The organism is Corynebacterium sp. HMSC066C02, from assembly GCF_001814945.1.
GTDB lineage: Bacteria > Actinomycetota > Actinomycetes > Mycobacteriales > Mycobacteriaceae > Corynebacterium > Corynebacterium aurimucosum.
This window is the reverse complement of sequence record NZ_KV818445.1, coordinates 93,465-117,878: the sequence shown is the minus strand read 5'-3', so window position 1 is coordinate 117,878 and position 24,414 is coordinate 93,465. Positions and strand designations below refer to the sequence as shown.

Annotated in this window: 21 protein-coding genes; 11 read left to right on the top strand and 10 right to left on the bottom strand. The window is 62.5% G+C overall.

Features of this window, described 5'->3' with window-relative positions; genetic code table 11:
- Nucleotides 1-852, top strand: an 852-nt coding sequence (locus HMPREF2996_RS03890; protein ID WP_168166676.1) for a VaFE repeat-containing surface-anchored protein, incomplete at its 5' end; no start/stop codon positions are given.
- A gap of 229 nt (nucleotides 853-1,081) precedes the next feature.
- Nucleotides 1,082-1,921, top strand: coding sequence for a class F sortase (locus HMPREF2996_RS03885; RefSeq protein ID WP_070645488.1), 840 nt, complete (start codon nucleotides 1,082-1,084; stop codon nucleotides 1,919-1,921).
- On the opposite strand, the gene HMPREF2996_RS03880 is transcribed toward HMPREF2996_RS03885, so the two are convergent.
- Together HMPREF2996_RS03880 and HMPREF2996_RS03875 are read right to left on the bottom strand one after the other, a co-directional pair.
- Complete coding sequence (locus HMPREF2996_RS03880; RefSeq protein WP_070645490.1) at nucleotides 1,918-2,745, bottom strand: PRD domain-containing protein; 828 nt, start codon at nucleotides 2,743-2,745, stop codon at nucleotides 1,918-1,920. The genes HMPREF2996_RS03885 and HMPREF2996_RS03880 overlap by 4 nt on opposite strands.
- Nucleotides 2,746-2,888: 143 nt before the next feature.
- The gene (locus HMPREF2996_RS03875; protein ID WP_070645492.1) at nucleotides 2,889-5,003 is read right to left on the bottom strand and encodes a glucose PTS transporter subunit IIA; all 2,115 of its coding nucleotides are present in this window, start codon (nucleotides 5,001-5,003) and stop codon (nucleotides 2,889-2,891) included.
- A 353-nt stretch (nucleotides 5,004-5,356) separates the two neighbouring features.
- Between HMPREF2996_RS03875 and pta the strand changes: the two genes are divergently transcribed.
- A complete protein-coding gene (pta, locus tag HMPREF2996_RS03870) occupies nucleotides 5,357-6,721 on the top strand; it encodes a phosphate acetyltransferase (RefSeq protein WP_070645493.1) in 1,365 nt (454 codons plus the stop codon).
- Complete coding sequence (locus HMPREF2996_RS03865) at nucleotides 6,722-7,942, top strand: acetate kinase (protein ID WP_010188744.1); 1,221 nt, start codon at nucleotides 6,722-6,724, stop codon at nucleotides 7,940-7,942. It begins immediately after the preceding gene.
- Here the strand turns inward: HMPREF2996_RS03865 and HMPREF2996_RS03860 are convergent.
- Genes HMPREF2996_RS03860 through HMPREF2996_RS03850 form a run of 3 tightly spaced genes read right to left on the bottom strand, consistent with a single transcriptional unit; the run spans nucleotide 7,939 to nucleotide 13,054 of the window.
- On the bottom strand, nucleotides 7,939-10,527 hold the full coding sequence (locus HMPREF2996_RS03860) for a tetratricopeptide repeat protein (RefSeq protein ID WP_070730183.1): 2,589 nt from the start codon (nucleotides 10,525-10,527) through the stop codon (nucleotides 7,939-7,941). The two genes, HMPREF2996_RS03865 and HMPREF2996_RS03860, sit on opposite strands and share 4 nt — an antisense overlap.
- Complete coding sequence (locus HMPREF2996_RS03855; protein ID WP_070730181.1) at nucleotides 10,527-11,618, bottom strand: glutamate ABC transporter substrate-binding protein; 1,092 nt, start codon at nucleotides 11,616-11,618, stop codon at nucleotides 10,527-10,529. The genes HMPREF2996_RS03860 and HMPREF2996_RS03855 overlap by 1 nt, the downstream gene beginning before the upstream one ends.
- The gene (locus tag HMPREF2996_RS03850; protein ID WP_070730179.1) at nucleotides 11,618-13,054 is read right to left on the bottom strand and encodes a hypothetical protein; all 1,437 of its coding nucleotides are present in this window, start codon (nucleotides 13,052-13,054) and stop codon (nucleotides 11,618-11,620) included. The genes HMPREF2996_RS03855 and HMPREF2996_RS03850 overlap by 1 nt, the downstream gene beginning before the upstream one ends.
- 84 nt (nucleotides 13,055-13,138) lie before the next feature.
- Between HMPREF2996_RS03850 and HMPREF2996_RS03845 the strand changes: the two genes are divergently transcribed.
- Genes HMPREF2996_RS03845 through HMPREF2996_RS03830 form a run of 4 tightly spaced genes read left to right on the top strand, consistent with a single transcriptional unit; the run spans nucleotide 13,139 to nucleotide 16,541 of the window.
- Nucleotides 13,139-13,627: an NUDIX domain-containing protein gene (locus tag HMPREF2996_RS03845; RefSeq protein WP_070645503.1), complete on the top strand. Its 489-nt coding sequence runs from the start codon at nucleotides 13,139-13,141 to the stop codon at nucleotides 13,625-13,627.
- 39 nt (nucleotides 13,628-13,666) lie between these two features.
- A complete protein-coding gene (locus tag HMPREF2996_RS03840; RefSeq protein WP_070445782.1) occupies nucleotides 13,667-14,605 on the top strand; it encodes an ABC transporter ATP-binding protein in 939 nt (312 codons plus the stop codon).
- Nucleotides 14,605-15,369: an ABC transporter permease gene (locus tag HMPREF2996_RS03835; protein WP_070730177.1), complete on the top strand. Its 765-nt coding sequence runs from the start codon at nucleotides 14,605-14,607 to the stop codon at nucleotides 15,367-15,369. Before HMPREF2996_RS03840 ends, HMPREF2996_RS03835 begins: the two co-directional genes overlap by 1 nt.
- Nucleotides 15,366-16,541, top strand: coding sequence for a multidrug effflux MFS transporter (locus tag HMPREF2996_RS03830; protein ID WP_070730175.1), 1,176 nt, complete (start codon nucleotides 15,366-15,368; stop codon nucleotides 16,539-16,541). Before HMPREF2996_RS03835 ends, HMPREF2996_RS03830 begins: the two co-directional genes overlap by 4 nt.
- A 356-nt stretch (nucleotides 16,542-16,897) precedes the next feature.
- Here HMPREF2996_RS03830 and cls read toward each other — a convergent pair whose 3' ends face one another.
- Genes cls through HMPREF2996_RS03810 form a run of 4 tightly spaced genes read right to left on the bottom strand, consistent with a single transcriptional unit; the run spans nucleotide 16,898 to nucleotide 20,795 of the window.
- Nucleotides 16,898-18,361 carry a cardiolipin synthase gene (gene cls, locus HMPREF2996_RS03825; RefSeq protein WP_070645508.1) on the bottom strand — a complete coding sequence of 488 codons (1,464 nt, stop codon included), beginning with the start codon at nucleotides 18,359-18,361 and terminating at the stop codon, nucleotides 16,898-16,900.
- Nucleotides 18,362-18,367: 6 nt separating this feature from the next.
- Nucleotides 18,368-19,177, bottom strand: coding sequence for an exodeoxyribonuclease III (locus HMPREF2996_RS03820; protein ID WP_070645510.1), 810 nt, complete (start codon nucleotides 19,175-19,177; stop codon nucleotides 18,368-18,370).
- 5 nt (nucleotides 19,178-19,182) lie between these two features.
- A complete protein-coding gene (locus tag HMPREF2996_RS03815) occupies nucleotides 19,183-20,181 on the bottom strand; it encodes an N-acetylglutamate synthase, CG3035 family (protein WP_070645512.1) in 999 nt (332 codons plus the stop codon).
- The gene (locus HMPREF2996_RS03810) at nucleotides 20,181-20,795 is read right to left on the bottom strand and encodes a peptide deformylase (RefSeq protein WP_070730173.1); all 615 of its coding nucleotides are present in this window, start codon (nucleotides 20,793-20,795) and stop codon (nucleotides 20,181-20,183) included. Before HMPREF2996_RS03810 ends, HMPREF2996_RS03815 begins: the two co-directional genes overlap by 1 nt.
- A gap of 16 nt (nucleotides 20,796-20,811) precedes the next feature.
- Between HMPREF2996_RS03810 and HMPREF2996_RS03805 the strand changes: the two genes are divergently transcribed.
- The 3 genes from HMPREF2996_RS03805 to HMPREF2996_RS03795 are packed head-to-tail and all read left to right on the top strand — an operon-like array spanning nucleotide 20,812 to nucleotide 23,051.
- Nucleotides 20,812-21,066: a DUF3263 domain-containing protein gene (locus HMPREF2996_RS03805; RefSeq protein WP_070445801.1), complete on the top strand. Its 255-nt coding sequence runs from the start codon at nucleotides 20,812-20,814 to the stop codon at nucleotides 21,064-21,066.
- Nucleotides 21,067-21,092: 26 nt separating this feature from the next.
- Nucleotides 21,093-21,857 (top strand): LytR C-terminal domain-containing protein, encoded by a 765-nt coding sequence (locus HMPREF2996_RS03800; RefSeq protein ID WP_083311451.1) that lies wholly within the window; start codon nucleotides 21,093-21,095, stop codon nucleotides 21,855-21,857.
- A gap of 48 nt (nucleotides 21,858-21,905) precedes the next feature.
- The gene (locus tag HMPREF2996_RS03795; protein WP_070730171.1) at nucleotides 21,906-23,051 is read left to right on the top strand and encodes a glutamate--cysteine ligase; all 1,146 of its coding nucleotides are present in this window, start codon (nucleotides 21,906-21,908) and stop codon (nucleotides 23,049-23,051) included.
- 106 nt (nucleotides 23,052-23,157) lie between these two features.
- Here HMPREF2996_RS03795 and HMPREF2996_RS03790 read toward each other — a convergent pair whose 3' ends face one another.
- Nucleotides 23,158-24,381, bottom strand: coding sequence for a glycosyltransferase 87 family protein (locus tag HMPREF2996_RS03790; RefSeq protein ID WP_070730169.1), 1,224 nt, complete (start codon nucleotides 24,379-24,381; stop codon nucleotides 23,158-23,160).
- Between the last annotated feature and the right edge of the window lie 33 nt (nucleotides 24,382-24,414).

The following is a 24,414-nucleotide window of genomic DNA, read 5'->3' as shown; positions in this document are numbered from 1 at the left end:
ATCAACGATAAGGATCAGACTGTGACCTCTGAGGGTGGCTCTGAGGAGAATGCGATTGTTTCGACGAACGCTGACTTTGAGGGTGGCCTGCGTGAGGTTGTTGCTGGTGCCAAGATTGTTGACCAGGTTTCGTATGAGGGTCTGGTTCCGGGTAAGGAGTACTTCCTGGATGCGCAGCTGATTTCGAAGGCTGATGGCAAGACTGTTCTTGGTGAGACCATTGGTCATAAGTTTGTGCCGACTGCGCCGAAGGGTGTTGAGGCTGTGACCATCACCGTTAATGATGATGTGACTGAGCCGGTTAAGGCTGCGGTTGCTTTTGAGACTCTGACTTCTAAGGAAGTTAATTCCAAGGGTGAGGAGACTCCGGGCAATGAGACGCCGAACGAGATTGGTGAGCACAAGGACATCAACGATAAGGATCAGACTGTCACTTCGGAGAACCCGTCCGATACCCCGGATGAGGACGAAGAGAACGGCGGTGGCAAGGGCTCCTCGAAGAAGGACCTGCCATGGTGGCTGCTGCTCATCCCGGGTCTGGGCCTGATCAAGATCATCGTTGATGGTGTCAACGGTGGCAATGGCGGCCACGACGGCGGTAACGGTGGCCACGACGGTGGCAACCACAACGACGTCACCGAGGACGGCGGCCGTGGCAACAACCACGGTGAGTCGACCGAGGAGAACGGTGGCAACACCGGCCGCGACGACCGCGAGGTCACTGTGCTGGATGCAACTCCGCCGGAGGACGCTGGCCAGCCGCTGCCGTCCAACTCCAAGCGCGTGGAGATCAAGCACGTACCTTCCGGTGCGACCGAGCTTGACCCAGGCATGAAGGACTTCATTCAGTAGTCCACACTGCAACACCATCCCGGCCCTCACCGGCCGGGAGTGGTAGGGGCAGAGAATGATTAAGACTATCCCCTCCAGGGTGTAAAACGCTGGAGGGGATTAGTCGTCTGATTTTTAATCTATGGTTTAAAAAGAAGAACTATAACTGACATTTTTAGAGCTAAGACACTTTTAGAACTAAAGCATTAGAACCCAACCGCTAGAACTTTAGAAGCTAGGAGCAGAGATTATGGCTGAGGAAGGCCAGCAGAACGATATCCCGGAGTACCCCACCGATTCCACAGGGGAGACTGCTGGGGCGAAACACCGAGCCGGCGATGCACAACCGGTAGGCGGAGAAAAGAAGAGCAACAAGAAGCTGCTCATCGGAATTGCCGCGCTCATCGCGATCATCTTGGTCGTCGTGCAGCTGGTCATCTATGCAGGCCGCAATGGCGATGATTCCGCGGATGATAATGCCAGTGGTGGCGAGGCGGAGACATCGCAAAGCACTGAGGAGGCCGCACCGACGACCAACAATGATCCTTTCGTGGATCACTCCGGTGAGCAGAACCATGAGGTGGAACCGGCACCGGGTGAATTCCGTGGCTTTGGCGCCATGTCCCTGGGCATCAACGAGGAGTTCGCGGCTATCGATCCGATTCAGGTCACCGATACCGGCATGCTGATCCCGCCGCGCGATGTGCAGCGCCTGGGCTGGTACTCCGCTTCCGCTGTCCCGGGTGAGGCCGGTCCGGTTGGTTCCAGCGTTATTACTGGCCACATCAACTACCAAGGTCAGGGAACGGGCTTTGCAGAGAAGTTCACCACCCTGGAGCAGGGCCAAGAATTCACCGTCTTCATCGATGGTGAGGAGCGCCGTTTCCGCGTGACTGAGGCACCGTACCGTCTGCAGAAGGGCGCGGGCTTCCCGGACGTAGTCAATGACACGGAGGGGGAGAACCGTCTGGTCCTCATTACCTGCGGTGGCAAGTTTGTTGGTGGCCAGCTCGGCTACGAGGACAACATCATCACCGTGGCAGAGCCGGTAGCACCTGTTGAAGGTGGCGCTGAGGCGCCGGCGGCTTAGGCGGAGGACTCCTCCAGGCGCGCGATGTGCAGCGTTAGGTAGGAGACTTCATCGGGGGTTAAAGCGCTGTCGAGGCGCAGCTCAATCAGGTTAGCTACCATCTGGGCGGTCTCGACGGCATCGGGGTAGCGGGCGGAGATGGCGGTGGCGACTTGGCGGTCGTCGGAGTCGAGCTGTTGGTGCTCCGCCATGCGTACGAAGAGGTAGCGCAGGTGTGTGATGAAGCGGGCGACGGAGATGTCCTCGCTGTTGAGCTCAGTATTGTTGTGTGAGCCGATAACGGCCAGGATTTGCTGAATCAGACCTGTCATGCGGTAAGTGCCGGAGAGATCCCCGACCGCGAAGCCGGCGTTGACCAGATGCAGGGTGAGGGCCACGGCCTCGTCGGGGGCTAGTGGCTTGTGCAGGCCACTATTGATGGCGGTGAGTAGTTTCTGAGCGAGGGCGAAGTCATCGGCGTAGAGGTGGCGTACCTCAGCTTCCAAGGGATAAGCCACAGGCTTGCCGCGGCTGACCGCGCCGTGGATGTGGTCCGCAATCGCCACGACGAGCGTGAGTTTGCTGCGCAGTGCCTCAGACATGTCGACGGAGTGCATGGCGTCGATGACCAACTGCACGTATTCGCCGGGAATACCAGCAATCATGGCGGCGAGGTGGTCAGGGTCGCGGCCGGTATCCGGGACGAAGACCTTCACCACCTTGGCCGGGTCAACCTCAGTGCCAGGCTTTGCCTGGAAGCCAATGCCGCGGCCGGTGACAATGACGTCCTCCGCGCCGCGCCGTGCGAGAACGACGTTGTTATTGAATACTCGCAGCAGTTGCACAAGGCACCTTTCTCGTTGAGGTTAACTTGTTAAGGCTAGCCGGTTGAGGCTAAAACGACCAAAGCCGGCCACGATGGTGATTACATCGAGCCAGCTTAGTCAGGGTTCGTTAAAGGCGTGCTAAAGGTTCCCTACTGGATCCTTTAGCGGGTCGTGGTGATGACCGTATCGCCAGCGGAGGCATGGTTGAGGCCAGCCGGGGTGACGGCAGACAGTGCCTTGGTGTTGGTCACGGCCAAGACGATGGTGGTGTCGTAGCCGGCTTCGGTGACCTTGGCGAAGTCAACGGTGGCAAGCAGCTCGCCCTGCTTGACGGTGTCCCCCTTCTTGACGGCCGGGGCGAAACCTTCGCCCTTCATCTTGACGGTGTTGATGCCGATGTGGACCAGGACCTCCACGCCGTCCTCGGTCTTGATGCCGTAGGCGTGGCCGGACTTCATGGCGCTGACGATCGTTCCGCTCACCGGGGAGTAAACTTCGTTGCCCTCAGGGACGATGCCCACGCCATCGCCGAGCGTTCCAGCAGAGAAGACCGGGTCATCGATCTCAGCCATCGGGACAACCTTGCCGGCAGCCGGGGAAGCAATGTCGGTGGTGGTGCCAGCGGCGGGCTCAGCAGCCTTGGCCGGGGCGTCTGCCTTGGTAGCGGTTGCGGTGGCAGCGCCAGCACCGGCGCCGGCAGCAGAGGTGCCTGCGGTTGCGGGGGCGTCGGCAAGCGCGGCGTTGTCAGCGTTGTCGGCGTTGTCGAGCTCGGCCTTCTCGGCTGCCTCGCGGGCGGCCTTGGCCTCAGCGCGCTCTTCCGGGGTGCGGTAGTCGGTGAAGAGGATGAGCAGGAAGGCCACGAAGAAGGCCACAGCAATGGAGATGGCGTACTTGGCCATCGGGGTGAAGACCGGGATGGTCAGCAGGGAGGTGAAGACGAAGGCGTCGGTAGTAATGCCGTTCGTGCCCAGGGTCAGCAGAGCCACGGTCAGGCCACCAGCGAAGCAGCCCACCAGCATGCGCGGGTAAATCCTCTTGTAGCGCAGGTGGATACCGTAGAGGGAAGGCTCAGACACGCCACCGAGCAGGCCGGCCAGGAGGGCAGAGCCAGAGGTCTGACGCATCACGTTGTCGTGGTCACGGATGGACAGGGCCAGCACACCAGCGGTAGCACCGAAGCAGGCGAAGTTCCATGCGCCCATCGGGCCCTGGATGAAGTCATAGCCCAAAGTCTGGATGTTGACCAGCATGAGGGCGTTAAGCGGCCAGTGCAGGCCCAGCGGAACCAGGAAGGGGTAGAGCATCGGGATGGCCAGAGCGAAGACGAACGGAGCGTTGTCATTCATCCAGGACAGGCCGGCGCCAATGCCGTTACCGGCCCACACGCCGAAGGGGCCAATGAGGAAGGCCGTCAGCGGGATGAGGACGATCATGGTGAGGAAGGGAACGAAGACCATGTGCACCGCAGACGGGATGATCTTTTGGAAACCCTTGTAGAAGAGTGCGGCAACAGCAGCCATGATGAGCGGGACGAAGACGTTTCCACCGTAGTCCTGCAGCTGCATGGTCATGCCGAAGATCTCAATGGAGCACTGCTCCGCACCGAGGGTGTCGTTGGTAACACACTGGACCGCGGGGTTCTCCGAGAGATCGAGGAACTCCGGGGTGAATAGCGCGAGCATGACCGCCGCGGGAACCCAGGGGTCGATGCGCAGCTTCTTACCAGCGTTATAGGCCACCATCACCGGCAGGAAGAAGAAGACGGAACGCCACATGGCATCCACGAAGAACCAGGAGGCCGGCTTGTCCGGGGAGCGGAAGTCCACGACGCCGAAAGCATCCAGCACCGAGGCGAAGGCGATGACCAGGGAAGCACCCAGCAGCACGCCCAGGATGGGGCGGAAGGAATCCGAGAGATACTCGAAGAAGGTATCCATCCACGGCAGCTTGCCCTTGGACTTGGCGCGGGCCGCGGCCTTGACATCGTCGTTGGATTGGCCGGCGGAGGCGCCGGCGTTCTTCATCTGTGGGAGAGCGTTGATCTCGTCATAGACCGTGGCCACGTCACCGCCGATGACCACCTGGTAGTTGCGGCCACCCTGGGGCACAGCGCCCATTACCTTGGGGATAGATTCGAGCGCTTCCTTATCGGCTTTGGAGGCATCAGCCAGCTCAAAGCGCAGGCGAGTAGCGCAGTGCGTGAAAGAGGTGATGTTCTCCGCTCCGCCGATGCCATCCAAGATGGCCTCGGCTGCCGAGCGAGTCTCTGTCGACATGAGAATCCTTTCGAGAGTAGGCAGGCACTGTGGCTAAAAACCACGAAAGACCTAGGCCACAATGGTTCATAGCGAACCATCCCCACACGGCTAAGAGTGGGGAGCCTAGGTCTTGCCCGAAGTAACAATCCTGGTTAGGAGCCTACTCCGGGGGTTTAATGGAGACAAGTTTCTGTGGGATAACGCACTTTGTCTTCGGGTGGGGCGCCAGTGGCCTGGGGAGTTGCTGAGGGAAGGCGATGGATTGGCGGCGAGAAGAGGTGCGTTGCCGTACTGTGAAAGTGTCGTAGTGTCACTGTGTGCCCCACTATGTGAGCCCGGGTACACGCTTTCTAAGCAGAGAAAGGTTTCTTATGACCGCCAAGTCCTCACGGAATTCCGCCTTTATCAGCGTCATCGGGCGCGGCTTTGACGGTTTGAACGTTGCTGCTGTGGCTCAGGAACTGGGGGCCACCTTCGCCCAGGTAGATGACTTGGGAACCACACTCAGCGAAGTCCTGGAGAATGCCCCCGCGGGCAACCTGGTCCTCCAAGGCACCGGCGTTATGGACTTCGATGCCAAGGCCGCGGCCGCCCTGGGCCTGCCCTTCGTGCTGATTTCCAGCGCACCTGCACGTGCTGCGGAGCTGGCGCTGAACCACGCGCGCTCGGTGGGAGCCACCGTGGTGGGCGCGGTGGATGACGTCTCCTCCATCCCCAGTGCGATTTCCTCCCTGGAAGAAATCGAACCCTATATGAGCGCTGAGCTCTTCCAGAAGCAGCTTCTGGATCAAGCCCGCGAAATCGGGGCGCACATCGTGCTGCCGGAAGGCGAGGATGACCGCATCCTTCAGGCCGCGGGTGAGCTCATCAAGGGCAAGGTGGCGAAGCTGACGATTCTGGGTGATGGGAACGTTGAGAAGCGTGCCCAGGAACTCGGGATTGACTTGCCAGGCGTGGACATCATCAACCACCTCGAATCCCCGCTGGCAGAGGAGTTCGCGGCGGACTTCGCGGAGCTGCGCAAGAAGAAGGGCGTGACGCTGGAGCAAGCGCGCGAGACCATGAAAGACGTGTCCTACTTCGCCACGATGATGGTGCACAAGGGCTTGGCCGATGGCATGGTCTCCGGCGCGGCGCACACCACGGCGCACACCATCAAGCCTTCCTTCCAGATCATTAAGACCAAGCCGGAAGCCTCCGTGGTCTCCTCCATCTTCCTCATGGTGATGCCGGGGCGCTTGTGGGCCTTCGGTGACTGCGCGGTGAACCCGAACCCGACTCCGGAGCAGCTCGGCGAGATCGCCATCGTGTCCGCCCAGACCGCAGCACAGTTCGGCCTGGACCCGCGCGTGGCGCTGCTGTCCTACTCCACGGGAACCTCGGGCGCGGGCCCGGACGTGGAGAAGGTGGTCAAGGCCGTCGAGGTGGCTCGCGGCATTGACTCCTCCGTGGCGGTGGATGGTCCGCTGCAGTTCGACGCTGCCTGCGACCCAGGCGTGGCAGCCAAGAAGGCGCCGGAATCCGACGTTGCAGGTAAGGCCACGGTCTTCGTCTTCCCGGACCTGGAGGCCGGCAACATTGGTTATAAGACGGCGCAGCGCACCGGTGGTGCATTGGCGGTGGGCCCGATTCTGCAGGGTCTGAACAAGCCGGTCAATGACCTTTCGCGTGGCGCGACCGTTCCGGACATCATCAACACGGTGGCTATCACCGCTATTCAGGCAGGGGTGAAGTAGATGGCGTACGTACTCGTTCTCAACTCGGGTTCCTCCTCGGTTAAATTCCAGCTCGTGGACCCGGAGAGCTCGGCCACGGATACCCCGCTGGTCTCGGGTTTGGTGGAGCAGGTCGGCGAGCCGCAGGGTGCGGTGACCGTCAAGACGGGCGGTGAGGAATTCAAGGAAGAACTGGAGATCCCCACCCACTCCTTCGGCTTGGACCGCGCGTTTAGCATCATGCACGAGCACGGCGTGGGTCCGACGGATGTCGAGGTCATTGCCGTGGGGCACCGCGTGGTGCACGGCGGGCGCCTGTTCAGCGAGCCGCAGCTCATCGTGGACCAGATCGAGTCCATGATCGAGGACCTCATCCCGCTTGCACCGCTGCACAACCCGGCGAACCTGGATGGCATCCGCGTGGCGCGCAAGCTGCTGCCGGAGATCCCGCACGTGGCGGTCTTCGATACGGCCTTCTTTAACCACATGCCGCCGGCGGCAGCGCTCTACGCCATCAACAATGATGTGGCCTCGCAGTATGACATCCGCCGCTACGGCTTCCACGGAACCTCCCACGAGTTCGTTTCGCAGCAGGTGCCGAAGCTTCTTGACCGCGACCCTGGGCATGTTCACCAGATCACGCTGCACTTGGGCAACGGTGCCTCCGCCGCGGCGATTCGCAACGGCCGCCCGATCGATACCTCGATGGGCCTGACCCCGTTGGCAGGTTTGGCCATGGGCACGCGCTCGGGCGATATTGACCCAGGTATTATCTTCCACCTCTCGCGTGAGGCGGGTATGTCGATCGATGAGATCGACAACCTTCTGAACAAGCGCTCCGGTGTGAAGGGTATTGCGGGTGTCAACGATTTCCGGGTGCTGCGCGAGCGCATCAACAACGAGGACCAGGATGCCTGGCTGGCCTATAACATCTACATCCACCAGCTGCGCCGCTTCATTGGTGCGTACATGATTGCGTTGGGCCGCGTGGACGCGATTACGTTTACCGCTGGCGTGGGTGAGAACGATACCGAGGTCCGCCAGGATTCGTTGTACAACCTGGATATGTACGGCATTGACTTCGATAAGGAAGCCAACCTGGTGCGCTCCAAGGAGCCGCGTATGATTTCGACCGCGGATTCCCAGGTCAAGGTCTTCGTGGTGCCGACGAACGAGGAGCTGGCCATCGCGCAGAAGTCCGCGGGTATTGCGGCCATGGCCCGGGAGGCGGGCCTGTACTAGAACATTGTGACTGGGCGGACCTTGTTGGCCAGGTCCACCAGCGCGTAGCGGTGGCGAGCGAACGGCGCCTGGCGGGCCAGTGCCCGCAGGGTATCCGCCAGGCCATAGCGCAGGCCGCGCTGGGTAAAGGGGAACTCGAAGAGATCGTTGGGGGAGGCCGCGGCCTTGAGGTCTGATTCACGCAGGAAGGTCAGCCCGGCGGAGATGACCGCAATCTTGATCTGCAAAAAGCGCGGCTCGTTCTGCGGAATCTCCTCCAGGCGGCGGGCGGCGCGCCGGATGCGGGACTCGGAAAGGTCGTGCACGATGAGCTGCAAAACCGTGGTCAAGCGGGCCATGCGGTGGTGACGCGAGGCATTGGGGACCTTATCCAAGGTGGCCACGGCGAGCTCCACCTGGTGCTCGGCGCGCAGCTGGCGGGCCAAGCCGAAGGCGGAGGAGACCGTCGTCGGGTTCGTCGCCCACACGATGCCGTAGAGACGCAGCGAATTGAAACGCAGGTGGGCCGGATCATCGGTGATGTGGTCCCAGATGCCCGGCTGGTCCTCAAAAGCATCATTGGGCAAATCCGCCAGCGAGGTGGTGAGGTTGGCGCAGGCGCGGGCAACGGAGGCGTCGATAAGCGCGGCTTCCGAAAAACCCAGCTGCTGCAGGATGAGCTCGTTGACCGCGCCGATGGCCAGCTTCGGTGCGGCCTCACCGGGCAGGACGTCGAGGACGTGCGCGAAGTGGGCCTGGGCCTCACGGTATTTGTCCAAGAGCAGTTCGGTCACGCCCGAGTACCAGTGGAAGCGCCAGTCCTTGCCCAAGCGCTCCTCGATGGAGGTCAACCACTCGCGGGCCTGGCCGATATAGCCCAGGTCAATCATGGCGCGCACCACGCCGAGGGGAATCTCGGCGGATTCTTCGTACTCCGGGGCCTGCATGGCCTGGCGCAGGGTTTCTAGCGCTTCCTGCGGCTCGGTATAGGAGGAGCCCTGCAGCAGCGGGGCTCCGATGTCAGAGCGGACAACCAGCGGGATGGGCAGCGCGGAGACCACCTCGGGGGCGGTGATGCGGACGGTGCGGTCGATGCCATCGATGAGCTGGTCGGTGCGGAAGACCAGGTGCTTCGTGCCGAAGGTCGTACGCTGCGGGGAGAAGACGGAGTGCTGGGCCGGGTGCTGGATGCCATCACGGAGCGCGATGACCTCGCGCAGGACGCCGAAGAGCTGGTCGCGCAGCTCGGAGACCGATGCGAAGCGCTGCTCCGGGTCAGGGTCAGTCGCGCGCAAGAGCAGGCGGTAGAAGGAGAGGTAGCGGCGCAGCAGCGGCTCCTCCGTGGGGGAGGGCAGGCCGGGCTTGTAGACGCCATCCTCCACCGGCAGTTTCAACGTCAGGCAGGCCAGGGTGCGGCCGATGGTATAAATATCGCTGGCCACCGAGGGGCCCTGGGTGGAGATCTCCGGCGCCTGAAAACCCTGTGTTCCGTAGATATGCCCGAAGGCACCGATGCCGGAGACCGCGCCCAGATCGATGAGTTTGACCTGGTCCTCGGTGACGATGATGTTGGAGGGCTTTAAGTCGTTGTAGACCACGCCGCGGGCGTGCAGGTAATCCAGGGCGGGCAGGATTTCCAAGATATAGGCAATGGCCGTATCGACCGGGAAGCGGTCATTGGCCTGGTCGTTGCGGCGCTGCTTCAGCGAGGGGCCGCCGACGTATTCCATGACGATGAAGCCGCCGGGCACGCGGGGATCATCGATGAAGTTGAAAATCTTCACGATATTCGGGTGCGTGATATCCGCGAGGAACTCGCGCTCCGCCTCCGCAGTCGCCGTTTCCTCGGCGGAGTTGGTGGATTGCATGCCCTTGAGCACCACGATGCGCCCGGAGACGAAATGGTCATTGGCCAGGTAGATCCAGCCCAGCCCGCCATGCGCCAGCACGCCGAGGATTTCGTATTGGCCCGCCACCATGTCACCCGGCTTAAGCTGCGGCGGGGCGGCGCGGGGCGCATCCTGCGGATCGATGAGTGCTTGAGTGGGATCATCCGGGACGACGAAGGGCAAGGTGGCCATGCCATCGGCCACTTCGCGGTCGGTGCGCTTGGTGCTGCGGCGCTGGCGGAAGGTATCGAGCGCGCGGCGGCGGGAGGCCTGCGAAGGGTCCTCTGCTTTGCGACGATCTCGCAGCTGCCCCAGCTCCTCGATCAGTGCCGCGATGTTATCCGAATCGACGTATTCGCCATCGCCAGGCTTGTTCGTTGCGGTGCCGTGCGTGCCGGGCTGACCGGCGGGGGAGAGGACGGCGCCAGTGGCGGCGGGGTCATCCTCATCGAAGTCATCGGCGAAAGGATCAAAAGGTACCGCCGCGGTGTGGTCGGAGGCTTCCGTATTGTCGGCGCTGTCGGCCGCTGTTCCCGGATCGCCTGGTTCCGCAGGCGAGGTGCTGAGAAGGTGATCCTCCGAATAATCGTCATCGTCATCCGCGAAGGGATCGAAGCGGACGGCTTGCGTGGCGTCGGCAGGAGCTTCGGGCTCCGCGGTCTCGTGCTCTTCGGGCGTGAGGTGATCGAGCTCATCCTCGCTGAAGCGGTGCGACATTAGTGTCCCTCCTTCTTCTCGCCGGTCGGGTTGCTGGTTGGGGAACTCGGCTGGGATTCCGTCGCGGATGGGGTCTCATCGAGGTACTTCGGCGCCGGGAGCACCGGCTGTTCCATATAATCTCCCAACCACGTGCTGAAGAGCCTCTGCCAGGTCCCGTCCTTGCGAATGCGCTCCAGCGTGGAGTTCACCTGACGGATAAGCGGGCGCGAGTCATAGGTGCCATCGGGTTTGCGCACGGCCACGCCATAGCTTTGGCTTTCGAGGGGACCACCGACAATCTCGGTGTAGCGATCCTGGGCCAGCATGCCGGAGAGCAGCGCATCATCCACCACGATGCCATCCGCTTGCCCCAGTTGCAGGGCCATGAGGCAATCGCCCCAGGCGCGGGTTTCTAGGATGTCGGAAGCAAGCGCGTGCGTGCGTATCGCGTCCACCATGGTGGAACCCTTTGTCGCACACAAGGTCATCCCAGCGGTATCCGCGATGGACTCAACGCCGGAGTTCTTCAGCACCAGCAAACGCGCGTCGGTTTGCATATAGGGAATGGAGAAGGAGACTTCGCGCTGGCGGCTGGGGCTAATCGTCATGGTGCGGATGACGATATCCACCGTGCGATCATTGAGCGCACGCGCGCGTTCGGAAGCCTCCACGAAGCGGAAGTCCACCTTGTTGGGATCCCCGAAGATATCGCGGGCGATTTCGCGAGCAATATCGACCTCGAAGCCGCGGACCTCGCCGCTGGCGGTATCGCGGTAGCTGAGCAGGTTATTGGAGCGATCCACACCCACGATAAGCCGGCCGCGCGCCAGGATATCGGGCACGCGCTCCTCCGGCTTCTTATCGTCCGGGCGGTAGGAGCCATAGGCCTCTTCGGTGCTTTGCTTGGACGCCTCGCCGGCGCCAGCGGGCTCGATGATGGCATCCTCCGGCAGTGGTGGTCCCGGCGTGGAATCGAGGTTCGCGGTGGAGGGCAGGATGGGGTCCTGCGTGCTGGGCGGCTCCGGCTCACAGCCGCTGAGCGCCACGGCGCTGCTGAGCATGAGCAAGGCTGTGGTCCACGCTAAGCGTTGAGGGTTTCGGCGGCGCATCACAGGTACTCCTGCAGACGGGGACGAATACCTAGCCATACGGCAATAATCGCACCAAAGGTGGCCAGGAGCACGCCGGTCGAGACCATCGTCATGGCATTGAGCCCCTGGACCAGATAGGTGCGCATGGCATCGCGGGCTTGATCGATGAGTGCTGCCAAGGAGCTATCCACGGCGTTGAAAGCACTGGCGGCGGTCGGGTCACCATCCGGATCGATGGCGGTGGCCTGGTAGAGGGCAGCATCGTAGTCGCCCATGGCAAGGTCCTCGGTGAACTTCTCGTGCGTGGATGTCCAGTCCTCCACTGCCTGCTTGGCGCGGGGAATCAGGGAGGGATCGGAGGAGGGGAAGTCGTCGTCGTTAAGCGCCTGCTCATAATCCCGCAGGGCCTGGTCCACGGAGTACACCGTGGAGCTAAAGTGCACGGACATGTCCTGCTCGGAGGAGCGCAAGACTAGCGCGAGAGTCTCCGAGGTGCGCATCTGCTGGGCCTCAATGCGCGAGGCAGTCAGTGAATCCCAGGGGCGCGACACCGTCTCGAAACCCTGGTGGCCCGAGGCCCACGTGGCGAAGTTGGAGGCGGAGGCCCACACCAGCGCGAGGAACAGCAACCCCGTGGCCGCCACAAAGCCACGGTTGAAGCGGCGGCGGGTCAGCCGCCACAGCCACCACTGCGCCAAGCCGAGGAAAATGAGTGCGGCAACCAGCCCGGACAGCGGAACCCACTGCGGGCGGGTCAGACGCTGCTGCTGTTGGCTCACCTTCTCCGAGGTCAGGGTGAACAGCTCCGCGGCGGCGGGGAGAATCTGGGTCCGCATGAGCGCCGAGGCGTTGGACATATAGGAATTCGCCACGGCGTGGCCCGCGCGGTGATTGACACGCGCCTTTTCCACGAGGGCGGTGTACACCGGCAGCTCGCGCTGGATAAAGGTGACGAGCTCGCGCACGCGCTCATCCTCGGCGGAGGTGCCCACGATGGCCTGCGTGGCGGCGACCGACGCGGCATCGATGGCCTCGTTATAGCGGTTGCGGTTATGCTCCGGTTCGACGCCCGCCTGCACGAAGCCGGTGGTGGCCACGGTATCGGCCAGAGACAGGTTGGTGTAGAGGTGATGCGCCGCATTCGACATCGGCTCCGTGGAGGTCAGCAGAGTATCCAGGTCATCGTGGCGCGCGGCCGAGGAAGAAGACATAGAAAACCCGGCTGCCGCGAGCGCGGCGGTCAGGATGACGGTGACCGTAAACAGCTTGCCGGGCGTGGTGGAAGCAAAGCTATAAAAGCGCCGGAGGACGCGCGCTGGGCCGGAGAAGGAACTCATGGCCAGCTGCGTGGGGCGGCTAAAAGCCGGGGCAGCAGGCTCGGTGACCTCATCGAGCCAATGATCGCCCCATGATTCGGGGGAGTGCTCGCGCAGTTCGGTGGCCGGGCCGGTCATTCCCTTAGGATAGCGCCCCGCACCCCATCGCGCGATGATTTGGGGCAGGGTGGCGTGGGCTTATTCTCGCGTATCGTATAAGACATGTGTACACGCGTTAACCCAGAGCTTTCCGGTGATGGCTGGTCTAAAGGTCCGGGCGGGGTGCCGGTATGGGGCAAGTTTGGAGCAGCTGGCCTCTTCCTCGTGGCGGGGGACCAAGTGCTGCTGCAGCATCGCGCTACGTGGACGAATAACGGTGGGACCTGGGGAATCCCGGGCGGGGCGCGGGATAAGCCGGAGTCGCCGGAGCAGGCCGCGCTGCGGGAGACGGAGGAAGAAACCGGAATCTCGCCGGCGGACGTCGAGGTTCTAGGCTCGCTCGTTACCGCCGGGCCCTTCGAGGAAGGCTGGACTTATACCACGGTGTTAGCGCGGACTCTTTCGGGGCAGCGCTTAGCCACGACCGCCAACGAAGAATCCGCAGAGCTGCGCTGGGTGCCCTTTAACCAGATAGAAGAGCTGGAGCTTTTGGCTCCCTTCCGGGAAGCACTGCCGCGGTTGCTGAAGTATTGGGAAGAAAACGGCAGCTGATACAGGCGCGCGGCGGGAACCTGTGGCACGCTGTAGGACATGATTGAAGTAGCCGGACTGACCAAACAGTACAAGTCTGTCCGCGCCGTCGATGACCTCACCTTCCAGGTGGAGCCGGGACAAGTGACCGGCTTTCTGGGACCAAACGGCGCTGGAAAATCAACGACGATGCGCATGATCCTGGGCTTGGACAAGCCCACCGCTGGTACCGCCTTGGTGCACGGCAAGCCCTACCGCGAGCTGAAGAACCCGCTGCGTGAGGTGGGCGCGCTTCTCGACGCCAAAGCGGTCCACGCCAACCGCACCGCCGCCAACCACCTGACGTGGATGGCGCAAGCCAACGGGATCCCCACCTCCCGCGTTGATGAGGTGCTCGGGCTTGTGGGCTTGGCTGATGTTGCGGGTAAGAAGGCCGGCGGCTTCTCCCTTGGTATGGGGCAGCGCCTGGGCTTGGCGGCTGCATTGCTGGGGGACCCGGGCGTGCTGATTTTGGATGAGCCGGTCAACGGCCTGGACCCGGAGGGCATTCGCTGGGTGCGCTCGCTCGTGCGCGCGCTGGCAGCAGAAGGCCGCACGGTGCTCATCTCCTCCCACCTGCTGGCGGAGATGGCGCAGACGGCCGACCACTTGGTGGTCATTGGCCGCGGCAGGCTCTTGGCTAATCAGCGTACCTATGACTTTGTGAAGGAGAATTCCAGCTCTTCGGTCATCGTGCGCTCGGAGCACCTGCGCGAGTTCGGCTCGGCGCTCAAGGAAGCCGGGATTTTTTACCACGAGTCGGCTGATGAGGAACAGCGACCAACGCTAGTGATTCCTCACCAGACCACGGACTACGTGGGACAGCTGGCTTATTCCACGGGTGTGCCACTGACGGAATTGACACTCCACCGCGCCTCGCTGGAAGAGGCTTATGTGGCTATGACGGATCGCGCGGTGCAGTACCAGGCGGAGGCACCGCAGGAAGGGGTACACCGCTAATGTTTCTCAATACTGTTCACTCGGAGTGGACGAAGCTGCGCACGACGAAGTCCTTCTGGTGGACCACGGCCCTCATTTTTCTTATCACTACCGGCTGGACGCTGCTGAATTCGCTCAACGCGGGCGAAGCCGTGCTGGGCATTAGCCCGCTGCAGGAGCGCAGCTTGGGCTCCATCATCTTGCTCATGGGCATGCCGATCATCATGATCCAGGCCTCGATGGTAGTGACCACGGAGTACCGCTATAAAACGCAGTCCCAGACCTTCATGGCAAACCCGCAGCGCTGGACCGTGGCCTGCGCCAAGCTGCTGCTCTACGGAGTCATTGCCGCGATTATTGCTTTCTTGGGCTTGGTGTACATCTTCGTGTTGGCGGATGTGACGGCCAACGAATCTGCGGCGGAGGCCTTCCAGCCCTTTGCCAGCGAGGATGGCAAGTACATGTTGTGGGCCTTCCCGCTCGCCGCTTTTGGCCTGGTTGCCTTTGTTCAAGGCTTAGGCATGCTGCTGCGGCAAACCGCCGGCACGGTGGCTATCTGCCTCATCTTGTACTTGGGCTTGGAAAATATCGTGCGCGTGCTGCCGCTGGTGGGCGATAAAGTCATTCACTTCATGCCCTTTACCGCCTTCCAGAACTGGGCGGTGAACTATGTGGATGAGAACGCGCCGTGGTCATCGGTAGGCTTTGAGGCTCTCGTCTTCTTCGGCTGGGCCGCAGTTCTGTGGATCGTGGGCGTCATCGTGCTGGAGAAGCGCGACGCGTGATTCCCTATCCACTCTTGGCTACGTTGGCGCTGTTGTCCGCAACAGCGCCTTTTGCCACAGATATGTATTTGCCGGTGATGCCGGAGATCGTCGCCGAACTGGGCACCACCCGGTCCATGGTGCAGCTGACCATCTCAGGCTTTTTCATTGGCATGGGGGTGGGTCAGCTCGTGATGGGCCCGCTGTCCGACGCCATCGGGCGCAAACGCCTCCTTATTGCCGGTGCCGCCCTCGCGCTGGCGGCCTCTGTCCTGGCAGCGATGGCTCCTACCGCCACCGTTCTCGTGGCTGCCCGTGTGCTGCAGGGCCTCGGTGGCGGTGCGTGCACGGTGCTGGCCCGCGCGGTAGTTCCTGACCTTGTGCACGGATCGGCGGCTGCGAAGGCTTATTCGCTGCTCATGGCGTTGCAAGGCATCGCACCGGCGGTGGCCCCGGTGCTCGGTGGCGTCCTGGCGGAGCCGTTGGGCTGGCGTGGCATCTTTTGGGTGCTGGCCGGGCTGCATGCGGTGCAATTGGTGCTGGCGGTCGCCATCGTCCCGGAAACCGCGGGCGGGCGCTCCCGCGCCGGGCTGTTTCGCACGGTCGCGGGCAACTACTGGGCGGTGCTGATCAATGCCCGGGTGTGGGGCTACTTGGTAACCATGGCCTTCGGCTTCTGCTCGATGTTTTGCTACATCTCCGCCTCGGCCTTCGTGGTGCAGGACCAGTGGGGATTCTCGCCCTTGGGCTATTCGCTGATCTTCGGCATCAACTCCGTGGGCCTCTTTATGGCCACGCTGGTGAATTCGCGGGCGATGGATTCGGTCTCCCCGGCGGTCATGTTGCGCATCGGCGTGACCGGCGTTTTCGTGTGCGGGGTGCTCTTGTTGCTGTCGGTGCTGTTTGGCGCTCCGGTCTGGGTCTGCCTCACTGTGCTTTTTGCCTGCGTGGCGCCGACCGGCTTCATCATGGGCAACGCCACGGCGTTGGCCACGGGCCTCATGCGCCCGCGAGCGGGTAGCGTCTCCGCGATCATGGGCTTCGGCCAGTCTATGTTGGCCAGCGCCATCAGCCCGCTCATGGGCTGGGGCTCGAACGCAGCGCTGACCATGGCCATCGGAATGGTGTGCTGCAGCTTCATCTCGCTGTGCGGCCTTGTGGTATCCACGCGGCTGGCCCGCGGCGCCTCGTAGTGCGCAGCGCCGCCCAACGCGGCGCTGCGCACCAGGACGTTGCACAAGGTCCCGAGTACAAGCCGCTGAGCAAACGGGTACCGTCACAAGACACCGAGCACCGCGTGCTACGCAGTTGGAGCCTTGCAAACGGCATCTCACAAAAGGCATCTTGCAAACGGCGCACTGCAGAAGGCATCAGTCAAAGGGCGTCTTTGCCTCTGAAAACGCCTTTTGCAGGCGCTAGATGGCGTTTTTAGGACCAAAAGCGCCTTGTGGTAGACGCCTTCTAGGAGATGCCTTCTGGGAGATGCCTTCTGCGTGCTGTTCGGCTCCCTTGGCAATAAGGGAACCACGTGCGGGTCCCCATGCATCCCCTACTGCAGGGCGGAGGTCAGACGCATGACGTTGTCCACGTAGCGGCGCAGCAGGCCGCGCTCGTTCCACTCCTCGAGGGTGAGCTCGTGGCAGACCTTCTTGTAGTTGCTGGCCAACTGGGTGAAGTCATCGATGAGGTCGCCCTTGGCCACCAACATGGTCGATTCATAGTTGAGGCCGAAGGACCGCATATCCATGTTGGAGGAACCAAACATGCACAAGGAGTCGCGCTCCGGCAGGTTCGGGTCCGCAAGAATGAACTTGGAGTGCAGCACGAAGGGCTCGGGGAATTGGAAGATCCGCACGCCAGCCTCCAACAGTGCTTGGTAGTAGGAGGACTGCGCGTGGTTGACCATGAACTGGTCCGCCTTCGCGGACACCAACAACTCCACCTCAACGTCGCGGTAGCACGCGGTGGTGACCGCCTCCAAGAGGGACTCGTCCGGGATGAAGTAGGGCGAGCAAAGGATGAGCTTTTCCTTGGCGTGGTGTACCACCGAATTGAACATGCGCAGGTTGGGTTCCGTGGTGTAACCGGGGCCGGAGGGGACCAACTGGAGGTGGTTGGAGTCGGCCGTCATGGCGTCGTCATAGGGCTGCATATCCAAGGACAGCTGCTCTTCGGATTCCAGGTACCAATCCACCGCGAACACCGAGGCCAAGGACGTCACCACAGGGCCGGTCATCTCGACCATGTAGTCGATCCATGCGCGGTCCTTGGTCTTGTATTCACGCTTGATCATGTTCATCGAGCCCAAGAAGCCCGTGTGGCCGTCAATGACCACGATCTTGCGGTGGTTGCGCAAATCCGGGCGGCGGAAGCGGCCTTTGTGCAGCTGCAGCGGAAGCATGAGCCGCCAGTCGACGTCAATCTCGGTGAGGCGCTTGCCCAGGGTGAAATAGCCCTTGTACTTCAAACTGCCGATCTGGTCTAGCAGCAGCTTGACCTCCACGCCGCGCTTTCGGGCGCGCGCGAGGGACTGGAAGAAGACATCGGTCACCTCATCCCAGGACTGGATGTAGATCTCAATGAGCACGTATTTCTCAGCGCGGTCGACGGCCTGAGCCATGGCCAGGATGGCTTCCTCATAGGAGGCGTGCAGGCCTTTGTTGTGGCCAATGAGAGCTGGGTGGCCGGTGAGGTTGCGATTGAGCTGGATGAGGGATTCCACCTCCGGGGAGAGGCGGCCCGAGGGGTGGTTGGGGGTGGAGGCGGTGACGTCGTTAAGCAGGGCGTTGGCTTCCTGCTGGATGCGGTGGCGCCGGCGGTTGATATAGGGCGAGCCCATGAGCAAGAACAACGGCAGCCCCACGATGGGCAGCACAAGAATGGCCAACAGCCAGGCAGTGGAGCTGGAGGGGCGGCGGCCTTCGGGAACGACGCCGATGGCGATGATTTTGATGCCGTAATCAATAAGCAGCAGTACAAACTGCCAGACGGAGAGATCGATGTTGAGGTTCATGGCGGGCTAGCACACCGATGCGAAATCGGGGACATCGAAATCCGCGATTAGTGGCACGTGGTCGGAGGTCTTGTCGCCGGCGCGTTCAACCATGTCCACCTGTGCTCCTTGGACGAGGCGTGCGAGGGGTTCGCTGGCCAGCTGGAAATCGATGCGCATGCCCTCGTTCTTCTGGAAACGCAGGGACTTGTAATCAAAATAGGTCCAGCGCTCCGCCTCGGTGAAGCGGCGCGTGACCTCCTCAAGCCCGGCTTCCTCCAACATCTGGAAGGCCGCGCGCTCCGGCTCGGTGACGTGCGTCTTGCCGCGGAAAAGGGACATATCCCAGACGTCCTCATCGCGCGGGGCAATGTTGAAGTCGCCCGTGAGCAAGAGCTTCGACTGCGCGCGGGGCTCCGCATAGCGCGCCAACGAATAGAGGAAGTCCAGCTTATAGTCGAAGTGCCGGTCCGTGATTTCGCGCCCGTTGGGAACGTAGAGGGACCAAATCTCAACCCCGCGGATGCGGGCCGATAGCGCCCGGGCCTCGCGCGCCTGCTCCTTAGTGGGGTCCTTGTGGAACCCAGGCTGACCGGGGAAGAAGGTCTGGACCTCTTCCGGCTCCTCCTTCGACAGGATGGCCACGCCATTCCACTGGTTAAGCCCGTGGCAGGTGACGTGGTAGCCGGCCTCCTCAAAAGGCTCGCGGGGGAACTTCGCATCCGCCACCTTGGTTTCTTGCAGACAGAGCACGTCGATGTCGTGCTTGGCCAGCAGATCCACCGCGCGCTGAGCGCGGGTGCGAACGGAGTTGATGTTCCAGGTAGCGATGCGCATGTGGTTTAGGGTACTTGAGGTAGACGGCGGGCGTAACGGTGACGGTGCTGCTCGAGGAAGCCGAGCTTCTCATAGAGCCGGATCCCAGCCGTGTTTCCTGCCACGACCTGCAGGTAGGCCTTCTCCGCACCCTGGGCCTTGCCCCAGGCCAGCATGTGCGCGCCTAAGGCGGTGCCCAGGCCCTTGCGGCGCCAGCCTTCGGCCACCTCCACGGCGGAGTAACCCAGCCACACGGTGCCGTCCCTGGATTCGGTGAGCGTGCCGCGCGTGATCGCGATGGTCTCACCAGCAGGGGAAAGGAGGCGTCCGAAGCCCATCGTGCCCTCAATGTGGCTGCGCAGGTACTCCAGCGCCAGCGGCGGGAGCGCCTGGCCGCGGAAGTGGTAAAGGTCGAGCCACTCGGCATCGGGCTGCTTGTCGACGACGAAGTGGACGTCGGAAAGCGCCGGCAGCTCCTCCAGGTCTCGGACCATCACCAAGATTTCCGGTTCGAGCTCCCAGGCTTCGGGTTCGGCCGCCACGAGCTTTTCTGCGGAGGCGCCGATGCGCTCCGGGATGGCCAAGCGCACAGGAAGATCGTGGCGCGCATAAAACGCGTCGATCTCCTCCATCGGTACCGGCAGAAATCCCGCGGAAGGGCCCAGCGGAATCGCGGAGTTTGAGCGGCCTGTCACGCCATCACCCGCGCGCAGGAGCCACTGGCCATCCGAGGTCCACGTGTGTTCCTTGCCTGGGAAGGCAGCCGCGGTGGCCACCTCGGCGGCGCGGATATCGGAGTTGCGGACGGTACGCGGGGAGAGGCGCTTAATGATCTTGAGCTGCTCCGGCGGAATCTCCACTGCGTCGAGCGAAGAGGGGTAGCCGCCGACTTCCTGGGGGCGGATGACCAGCGGCTCCAGGCTGAGCACGTGGCCGATGACATCACTGTGCACGCCGCCGAAATCGCGCCGGGCCACCACGCGCTCGCCCACCTGGACGGAATCGGAGCGGAAGATGCGGGACATTAGTCGTCGTGCCCGAAGGGATCTTCGTCCTCGCCTGGCAGCCAGGTAAGCCCGGCCTCGGTCCAGCCGTTGCGCTTAATAGCCTTCTTGGCCTGGCGCTTGTAGCGGCCGGTGAGCACGTCGGTGTAGACGAAGCCGTCGAGGTGGCCGGTTTCGTGCTGCAGCATGCGCGCGAAGAAACCATAGCCCTCGATGGAGATGTCCTCGCCCTTTTCATTCTTGCCGGTCACACGCGCCCAGTCAGCGCGGCCGGTGGGGTAGCCCTCGCCCGGAACGGAGAGGCAGCCTTCGTCCTCGGAGCCGTCGTCAGCCGGCATGGTCTCCGGAATCTCGGAGGTTTCCAGCACCGGGTTGATCACGCAGCCGCGCCGCATGCCGCCTTCGGGAAGCTCGGTGCCATCTGGCCCGTCGGTGTCGGGGCAGTGGTAGACAAAGAGGCGCTTGTTCACGCCGACCTGGTTTGCAGCCAGGCCTACTCCGTGCGCGGCATCCATGGTTTCGTGCATGTCCGCGATGAGCTCCTGTAGCTCGGGGGAGTCGATGGCTTCAGTGACCGGCTCGGTGGGATTGTGGAGGACCGGGTCGCCGTGGATAACGATGGGACGAATAGTCATGGCATACAGTCTAAGCATGCACTCCCTGTCAGACCTAGACGCCGCGATTTTGGAGTTCGAGTCCCACGCCCCGCGCGATATCGGCGCCAAGGAGGAGGCCATCCGTGCGCAGCTGGATATTACTCCGGTGCGCTACCACCAACGCCTTAACGTGCTCCTTGATAACCCCGCCGCGCATGCTTCCTACCCGTTGTTGGTGACGCGTTTGCGCCGGCTTCGCGACGCCCGCGAGGACGTCCGGCGCGCCGCGCACGACAATGCACCGGACTGAGGCCGATAGATACTAGAGTTGCCAGTGTGACTAATGTGAATCCGGAAAACTCTGCCTCGTCCGCTGACCGCGCGCGCCACGCCGCCGATTCCGATTCGGCTGCCGCCGCCCCGGCCTCCGCTAGCAAGCTCCCGCTGCGTGGTGTTGCCATGGTGCTCATCGCCGTGGCCGTCATGCTCGGCATGTGGGCTCTCTACGCCATGACCTCGGATGGTTCCGAGGACACCGCGCAGGATGCGCCCGCCAACGACGCCGCCGTCTCCGGTCCCGCCACCGGTGGCGTTGAAGGCGATGCTGCTACCGGCGGTGCGGAGGGCGAAGCCGACAAGAACAAGGACGCCGCCGAGCACGAGCGCCCGGCTGATGCCGACGCCGACTCGGAGAACGCTGACCAGGCCGGCGCGGAGCGCAAGGAGAACCGCGAAGAGAACGCTGAGGCGGGCGCCGCCGTAGGCAACTCTGACCGCCCGCAGGCGGAGATCCCCGTCAACGTTTTCAACAACTCCGGCCGCGCCAACTACGCCGCTGACGAGGCAGAGCGCCTCAAGACCGAAAAATTCAAGGTGGCTGAGGTAGGCAACATCAGCGGTGACGTCCTCGTCGCACCGCAGACCACCATCTTCTTCCCGCAGGGTGATGCCGCCGCCGAGAACCTGGCCAAGGAAGTCGCCGCCCAGTACTACGGCGGCAACGTTCCGGCGGAAGCCATTGCGCCTTACCCGGCTGAGCTGACCGGGGATTACACCAAGGGCGATGCCGTCGTCGTGGTCCTCGCCGTTCCCCAGGCCTAGGGAATAAAAACTTATTAAATTCACCCTGTTGGTGGATAGGATGAACGGGTGAACATTCCGGAAGAGAACTTCGCCCGCTCGCCTGAGCCCACGCTGGGCGTGGAGTGGGAAGTCGCCCTCGTTGACCCAGTGACCTGGGATCTCGTGCCGCGTGGTGCGGAGCTTATCGACGTTGTCCGCGCCTCCCACCCCTCCGTGCACCTGGAAAAGGAATTCCTCCAGAACACGGTGGAGCTGGTGACCGGGGTATGCCGGACGGTGCCGGAGGCGATGGGGGACCTGCAGACGTCGCTAAGCGCAGTGCGTGAAGCGGCTAATTCTATGGACGTGCGCCTCTGGGCCTCGGGCGGACACCCTTTTACGGACTTCCGCAAGAACCCGGTTTCCTCCAAGGAGAGCTACTCCGAAATCATTAACCGCACCCAGTACTGGGGCCAGCAGATGCTGCTGTGGGGCACGCACGTGCACGTCGGCATCAGCCATGAGGAACGCGTGTGGCCCATCATCAATGCGCTGATGACGAAGTACCCCCACCTGCTGGCCATTTCCGCCTGCTCGCCGGGGTGGGAGGGGCTCGATACCGGTTACGCCTCCAACCGCACGATGCTCTACCAACAGCTGCCTACCGCGGGCATGCCCTACCAATTTGAAAACTGGGAGCAGTGGAAGTCCTACATGCGGGACCAGGCCATTTCGGGGGTCATCAACCACACCGGCTCGATGCACTTCGACGTCCGCCCGGCCTCGAAGTGGGGAACGGTGGAGGTGCGCATTTCCGATGCCGCCTCCAACCTCCGCGAGCTCTCCGCCATCGTGGCGCTCACGCACTGCCTGGTGGTGCACTATGACCGCATGATCGATGCGGGCGAAAAGCTGCCAACCCTCCAGCCGTGGCACGTGGCGGAGAACAAGTGGCGCGGTGCGCGCTATGGCATGGACGCGCTGGTCATCACCTCGCGCGAGACCGATGAGCGCTGGATCAAAGATGAGCTGGCGGATCTGTTGGTGGAGCTGGCCCCGCTCTCAGAAGAACTAGGCTGTGCCCGGGAGCTGCAGCTGGTGCAGGAGATCATCGATTCTGGTGCGGGCTATGAGCGCCAACGCCGCTTGTATGAGGAGACCGGCAGCTGGCAGAAGGTGGTCAAGGCCACCGCGGATGAGATGGAGCAGCTCTTGCCGCTCGCTGAGGGCTAAGCCCTAGCGGGGCGAAGGTACAGATTGGTAAATAAGCCTTGTAGAACACGAGTTTTCGAGCCACTATTTACGAAAACGTACCTTGTCAAGACCTGGCGAACCGCCCCTAGCTCTTCTCCACGGCACGCTTGCGCGGCGCGACGAAGCCCCACACGGCGTAGACGGCGATAAAGACGATGCAAGACAGCGTCCACAGGGAGGTGGCCCACGGCTGGAAGGATTCGATCGCATCGAGGTTGGCCGTGGACATGGTGAACCACACCGGGACCGACATGAAGGGCAGTGACACCACGAACAGGGCCGCCACGGAGGCAAGACCGGCGAGCTGCTCGCCGAACTTCCCGGATAGCCGAGCAGTTAGCGCCTGGTTGACTGATACGAAGACCATGACCACGAAGGGGATGGTCCACACGAAGTGGTGGTACCAGGAGAAGGGGGAGACCAAGCAGGTGCTCAGGCCCGTTAGCGCGAAGGCCGCGGTACGGTTGCCGCGCAGGTATGCGGTGCGCAGCGCCAGGCAGGTAAGCGCGAAGACCACGATGACCGCCAGCAGCCACCAGATGCCGCCATCGATGCCGAGCTCGCGGAACATAAGCGAGCGCAGCGACTTCGCTCCGGGGTTGGCATGCTCGCCCACGCGGGAAGAATTGAACATGGCATCGGTCCAGAAATCCATCGCGTCCGGCACGAAGAGGAAGCCAAGGACCACCGTGACCAAGAAGGTGATGACCGCCCCCGCGGCGGCCCACCAGCGCTTCTCAAAGAGCAAAGCCAACCCCATATAGGCCGGGGTCAGCTTGATGCCCGCGGCCAGTCCAATTCCTACGCCCGGTAGGCGGCGCTTAAGCGGCAGGAAATCCAAGGCCACGAGCAGCATCAAGAAGACGTTGACCTGCCCGTAGTACAGCGACCCGTGCATCGCCTCATTCGCCGGGGTGAGCGCGGTGAGCAGCACGGCGACGAGTACCGCGGCCGGGGTCATCTTCACGCCCCGCTCGCGGAAGATCATGACGACGATCGCCAGCACCGCTAGGAACATGAGTGAGGGCCAGATAATGGTCAGCGCACCCTTGCTGAAGAAGGGCAAAACCTTGAACAGCAGGCCCGCGAACGGCGGGTAGGTGAAGGGGAATTGGAAGATATAGGGGGCGTCGTAAAGCAGGCCGCCCGTGTTGAGGTCCTCGCCCGCCATGCGGTAGATGGAGAGGTCGAAGGGGAGGATGTAGGTGAAGGAGTGGGGTCCATCGTATTGGCTGAACTTGTACACCATCATAGCGATGCCCAGTGCGAGGACAGCGCATATCGTTGGTACGCCTTGCAGCTTTTTCACGTCGACTCTCCTCGAATGAGCACCTATTATTGC